4 protein-coding genes are annotated in these 5496 nt (G+C 71.2%); 1 reads left to right on the forward strand and 3 read right to left on the reverse strand.

Translation table 11 applies throughout. The annotated features are described in order from the left end of the window. A partial coding sequence (locus AB0J39_RS37890; RefSeq protein ID WP_363473790.1) for a DUF222 domain-containing protein occupies window positions 1–1624 on the reverse strand: 1624 nt, incomplete at its 3' end. A gap of 259 nt (window positions 1625–1883) precedes the next feature. Beyond that, complete coding sequence (locus tag AB0J39_RS37895; protein ID WP_363473791.1) at window positions 1884–2753, reverse strand: universal stress protein; 870 nt, start codon at window positions 2751–2753, stop codon at window positions 1884–1886. A gap of 242 nt (window positions 2754–2995) precedes the next feature. On the opposite strand from AB0J39_RS37895, the gene AB0J39_RS37900 reads away from it, so the two are divergent. Further along, window positions 2996–3694, forward strand: a complete 699-nt coding sequence (locus AB0J39_RS37900) for a CBS domain-containing protein (RefSeq protein WP_363473793.1) — start codon at window positions 2996–2998, stop codon at window positions 3692–3694. A 12-nt stretch (window positions 3695–3706) separates the two neighbouring features. Here AB0J39_RS37900 and AB0J39_RS37905 read toward each other — a convergent pair whose 3' ends face one another. Then, window positions 3707–5227: an alpha-N-arabinofuranosidase gene (locus AB0J39_RS37905; RefSeq protein WP_363473795.1), complete on the reverse strand. Its 1521-nt coding sequence runs from the start codon at window positions 5225–5227 to the stop codon at window positions 3707–3709. Window positions 5228–5496 lie beyond the last annotated feature (269 nt).

Here is a 5496-nt window from a genome sequence, read left to right on the forward strand (position 1 = left end):
CCTGCCCGGTCGCCAGCAACAACCCCGGCGCCGTCCCCAGCAGTGGACCCAACACCGTCCCCCACGCCGCGCCCAGCCCCGCCCCCGGCAGCCCTCCGGCCGACGCTCCCGGCTCTGCCCCCGGTGACGACCCCGGTGACGCCACCGGCTCTGCTCTCCGTGGCGACCCCGGTTCTGGTCCCGGTGACGCCACCGGCTCTGCTCCCCGCGTGCCGGACGGCCTCTCCGCGTTTCCCGGCCCATGCCGGTCCTCCCCCGCAGGCCGAGGCCCGGCGTGGGTGTAAGGGGCAGAGGCGTCGCCAGGAGGATCAGACGATCGCCACTCACCCCACCATGACCCCCAGCCGTCCCGGCTGCCCCCGCTGACCCGGCTGACCACGGGCGTCTCGGCGCCCTGAGCGTTCCGGGCGCCTTCGGTGTGCCCGGTGCCGTGGCTGTCCTGCACGTCTTCGGTGGCCTGGGTGTCCTCGGGAGCCTCGGGGGTCCCGAAGGTCTCGGGGCGGTCGGCGCTGTTGGCAGCGCTCTGGTCGGTGCTCGCGGGGTGGCCGGTGTCGGGCTTATGGGCGGGGTCGGTGTCGGGCTCAGGAGCGGGGTCGGTGGGGAGGGATTCGGCGTTGACCAGGACCAGGAGCTCGGCGGCGATCTTCTCCTCCAGCAACGCCATGAACGCATCCGCCTGACGCACCCGCAGCGGCCGGTCATCACCCTCCGCCCTGGGCCTGGCATAAGCCTCCAGCAACGCCTGCAACCGCGCGGCATGCTCACGCGGCAGATAGAACTCCCCTTCCAGCCCGCCGCCCCTGCCCGGGCGGACCCGCAGGAACCGCCGCCCGTAATCGGCCCGCTCATCGCGGTCCTCACCATCGGGATCCAGCACCGCCCGCAGATAACGCCCCGCCTTGGCCACCTCCGCCGCCCCCGCCCTGCCCGCCAACTCCACCAGGATCGGCTCGGCCAAACCGGCCTGCTCATCCGACAGACCCGAAACCGCCGCACAGATGGCCTCCACCACCCCCGCCGCCAACCCACCCGCGGCGAACATCTCCCGCACCCGCGGCAGACGGGCCAACTCCACCCCCAGGGTCAGCAGCCGGCCCGCACCCGCCACGCTCATCCCTCCTGCGGTGCGCAACCAGCTACGCGTGGAGGCATGCCCATGCCGCTTGGCCTGCCCCGCCCGATGCACCCGCCCCACCCGATCAGCAAGAGCACACGTGATCCGATCCCGCGCGAACAACAACTCCTCGGCCTCGGCCAGGCAGATATCCACATCATCCGGAACCGCCGCCAACGCCAACGCCTGCGCCGACTCACGAACAGAACCAACCAGCACCCACGACGACCGGCCCCTATTCCGACCGGCACCGGCCTCGGAATCACCGGCACCGTCGCTTGTGGCTTGGTCATCGGTGGGAGCGCCATCGACAGGGCCACAGGCAGGGCCGTCATTCATGGATGAGCCACCCACGTGCCCGCCGTCCACAAAGCCGACGCCGCAATCGTCACGGGCGAGCGAACCCTCGGAGGACCACAACGGCGAATCGGCGACCAATCGATCCCACCAGCCGTTATCGGTGATGTTCGAACGACGAGGGTGTGGAGGATCGAAGTCGAAAAGATCCATCACACCCCCAATAGATTCGAAATCCTGTACTAATTATTTCCTCCTTATGCCGATCAGAACAACCGGCCCGGAGAAGTAGTTGGAGTTACAGGCAGAACTGGCATAGAGGAGAAACAGCTCGCACATGTGGCCCATTGCCTTCAGTGGCACTTGCCGCATATGTGTCACTTTTCGGGCGTGCGCCTTTACGTTGTAGATTTCTGTCGGCCTCGGCGGTAGACGATCCGGAGATCGGGGGCGCCCTCCACCGCGCCGGACCTCAGCGCCCGCCGTCGCGGGGCCGTACGACCGCGACGGGGCAGTGCGCGCGGTGCAGCATCGCGTGGCTGACCGAGCCGATCAGCGCGCCGTGCACACCGCCCAGCCCTCGGGAGCCGACGACCACGAGGTCGGCCACGAGCGAGGCGTCCGCCAGCGCCGGGACCGGGTGGCCGCAGACCGCCGACTCGACGAGCGGGACGTCCGGGTGCTTGTCACGCCACGGCGCCAGCCGCAGCCGCGCCGCGCGCGACTCGTTGTCGTAGATCTCCTCGAGCATCGCACCGTAACCGACGGCGAAGGGCGAGAACGTCGGCATCTCCCAGGCGTAAACCGCGTGGACCCGGCCGCGCCGCGCCCGGGCCTCCTCGAAGGCGAACTCCAGGGCCGCCTCCGAATGGGGTGACCCGTCGAAGCCGACGACGACCTCGTGGTACTCGTCGCGGTGCGGCTTGCGCACGACCACGACGGGAACTTCCGCGTGACCGGCCAGGCCGAGACCGACCGACCCGAGGAGCAGTCCGGAGAACCCGCCCATCCCCCGGCTGCCGACCACGAGGGCCTGCGCCCCGGACGACCCGGCGCGCAGCGTCTCGACGACCGTCCCCTCCGCCAGCTCCGTGGTCACCTCCAGATCGGGGGCGATCTCGCGGGCGCGGGCGGCGGCCGCGGCGAGCACACCCTCGCAGAACTCGCTGTAGGACTGGGCGAAGCCCTCGACCGCGTGGAACGGGTACTCGTGCGCCCACGGTTCGCGCACATGGACGATCCTCAGCGCCGCTCCCCGGCGCCGCGCGTCGTCCGCCGCCCATTCCAGCGCCGCCGTCGCAGGCTTCGATCCGTCGACGGCGACGACGATCTGTCCGGCCATGTGCTCTGCCTCCTGTGCTCAAGCGCTACGCGGGCGCGGGGGGTTGGTGCTCCCGGCCACCATCGCACCGTGTCCGCTGCCCAGGGCGCAGCAGACCAAAGTCCTCAGACGCCGGGACTTCCGCCCGCCGGGAGGGCCGCGGGACCTTCGGCCCTGCCCGCCGGTGCGCCCCGGGCGTGTGATGGAAGTCGCGGACCTGTCCCCGGACCCGCGACCGCGACCGCGACCGGAAGGAGGCCGCCATGCACATGAAGGTGCAGGACGTCATGACCACGGACGTCGCGTCCGTCCACGCCGGCACGTCGTTCAGGGACATCGCCGAAGTGCTGATCGCCCGCGCCGTGAGCGCCGTTCCCGTCGTGGACGAGGACGGCCGGGTGCTCGGCGTCGTGTCCGAGGCCGACCTGCTGCGCAAGGAGGAGTTCAGGGAGCAGTACTACCGCGAGGGATACCGGCCGCCGTTGCGCGCACGGTTGCGCGACCGCCTCGGACAGGAGAGCGGGGCGCGGGCCAAAGCGACCGGCGAGACGGCCGCCGAGTTGATGACCTCCCCCGCCGTCACCATCACCCCCGGAACGACCACGGTCGCGGCGGCACGCCTCATGGACGAGCACGGGGTCAAGCGGCTGCCCGTCGTGGACGCCGAGGGCCGGCTGAAGGGCGTCCTCAGCCGGCACGACCTGCTCAAGACGTTCGTACGCGCCGACGGCGAGATCGAACGCGAGGTGCGCGTGGAGATCCTCGGCCGGAGCCTGTGGGTGGACACCTCCAGGGCGGTCGTCCACGTCCATCAGGGCGTGGTGACGCTCACCGGCAGGGTGGACCGGCACAGCGACGCGCGGGTCGCCGTACGGATGACGCGCCGGGTCAGTGGAGTCGTCGACGTCGTGGACCACCTGGAATGGGACGAGGACGACTCCCCTGCCGGAAAGCCGCCGTAGCGGCGGCGCGCCTCAGGCCTTCGACAGCCTGATCACGTTCCAGGAGACCGGCGGCAGCACGATCCGGAGCGGATCGCCGCGGTGATCGGTGTTGGGCCGTGGCGTCACCCGCCCGGGGTCGTCGGCCGTGTTGCGGGCGTACACGTCCTCGTGCGTGAGGGTCGTCGCCTCGGCGATCCGGACGGCGCCCCCAGCCGTGCCGCCGACGGCTCCCAGCGCCCGCGCGTCGAGCTCCAGCTCCACGGGCTCGCCCACCGACCTGTTGACCACGAACAGCGTCGTGTCCTCCCCGTCGTGGGTGGCGACCGCGTGGAGCACGGGCACCTCGCCGAACTCGGCGGTCTCGTACGACGGGCAGGCGGGCTCGACCCGTACGACCTCGCCCCTGGCGTACCGCGCCGCCTGCGCGAACGGGTGGAAGGTCGTCTGCCGCCAGGCCCTGCCGCCGGGCTCGGTCATGATGGGCGCGATCACGTTCACGAGCTGGGCCAGGCAGGCCGCCGCGACCCGGTCGCTGTGCCGCAGCAGCGTGATGATCAGGCTGCCGAGGGCCACGGCGTCGGCGAGGTGGTAGTGGTCCTCCAGCAGCGGCGGCGCGACCGGCCAGTCCGGCGGGGGCGGCGCCGACTGGAAGCGGCTGATGTACCAGACGTTCCACTCGTCGAACGAGACGGTGATCCGCTTGCTGGAGCCGAGCCTGGCCCCGACCTGGTCGGCGGTGGACACGACCGTGGAGATGAAGTGCTCCATGTCGGCCGCGCAGGCGAGGAAACCGGCGAGGTCGCCGTTCTTCTCCTCGTAGTAGGCGTGGCAGGAGATGTGGTCGACCAGGTCGTAGGTCTCCTCCAGGACGGTCGCCTCCCAGGCGCCGAAGGTCGGCATGGAGGAGCCCGAGCTGCCGCAGGCCACCAGTTCGAGACCGGGGTCGACCATGCGCATGGCCCGCGCGGTCTCCGCGGCGAGCCTGCCGTACTCGCGGGCGGTCTTGTGCCCGATCTGCCAGGGACCGTCCATCTCGTTGCCCAGGCACCACATGCGGATGTCGTGGGGCTCCTTGGCGCCGTTGGCGACCCGCAGGTCGGACAGCGCGGTGCCGGACGGGATGTTGCAGTATTCGAGCAGGTCGAGGGACTCCTGGACACCCCGCGTGCCGAGATTGACCGCCATCATCGGCTCCAGCCCGGCCAGGCGGGTCCACCGGACGAACTCGTCGACCCCGATCTCGTTGGTCTCCGTGCTGTGCCACGCCAGGTCGAGCCGCCGGGGGCGCCGCTCGCGGGGGCCGACGCCGTCCTCCCAGCGGTAGCCGGAGACGAAGTTGCCGCCGGGGTAGCGCACCGTGGTCACGCCGAGCTCGCGGGTGAGCGCGAGGACGTCGCCGCGGAATCCCTCCTCGTCCGCCGTGGGGTGGCCGGGTTCGTAGATGCCCGTGTAGACGCAGCGGCCGAGGTGCTCGACGAACGTGCCGAACGTCCGGCGCCGTACGGGGGCCACCCGCTGGGCGGGGTCGATGGTCAGCTGTGCTTGGAGCACGAGGGGGTCTCCTTCACCGGGACGACGCTCTCGGCGATTGTTAGCGCTATCAACCATCCGGGTCAAGAGGTGATCACGCCGGTCCGTGGATCGAGTCGCTCCCGCCCGGGCATGCTCACAGTCAAGACAACCTTCCGGGGCGGGAGCGAGCATTGTGACTGGCGGCGTGACGATCGGCCGGGCCGGCCGGGCCCGGCGCAGTGGACCGCGGTGGGCGTTCGTCGTACTGGCCGCGTCCGGCCTGCTGGCGGGCGCGTGCGGGACCGGCC

This window comes from Microbispora sp. NPDC049633, assembly GCF_040675265.1.
Lineage (GTDB): Bacteria > Actinomycetota > Actinomycetes > Streptosporangiales > Streptosporangiaceae > Microbispora > Microbispora maris.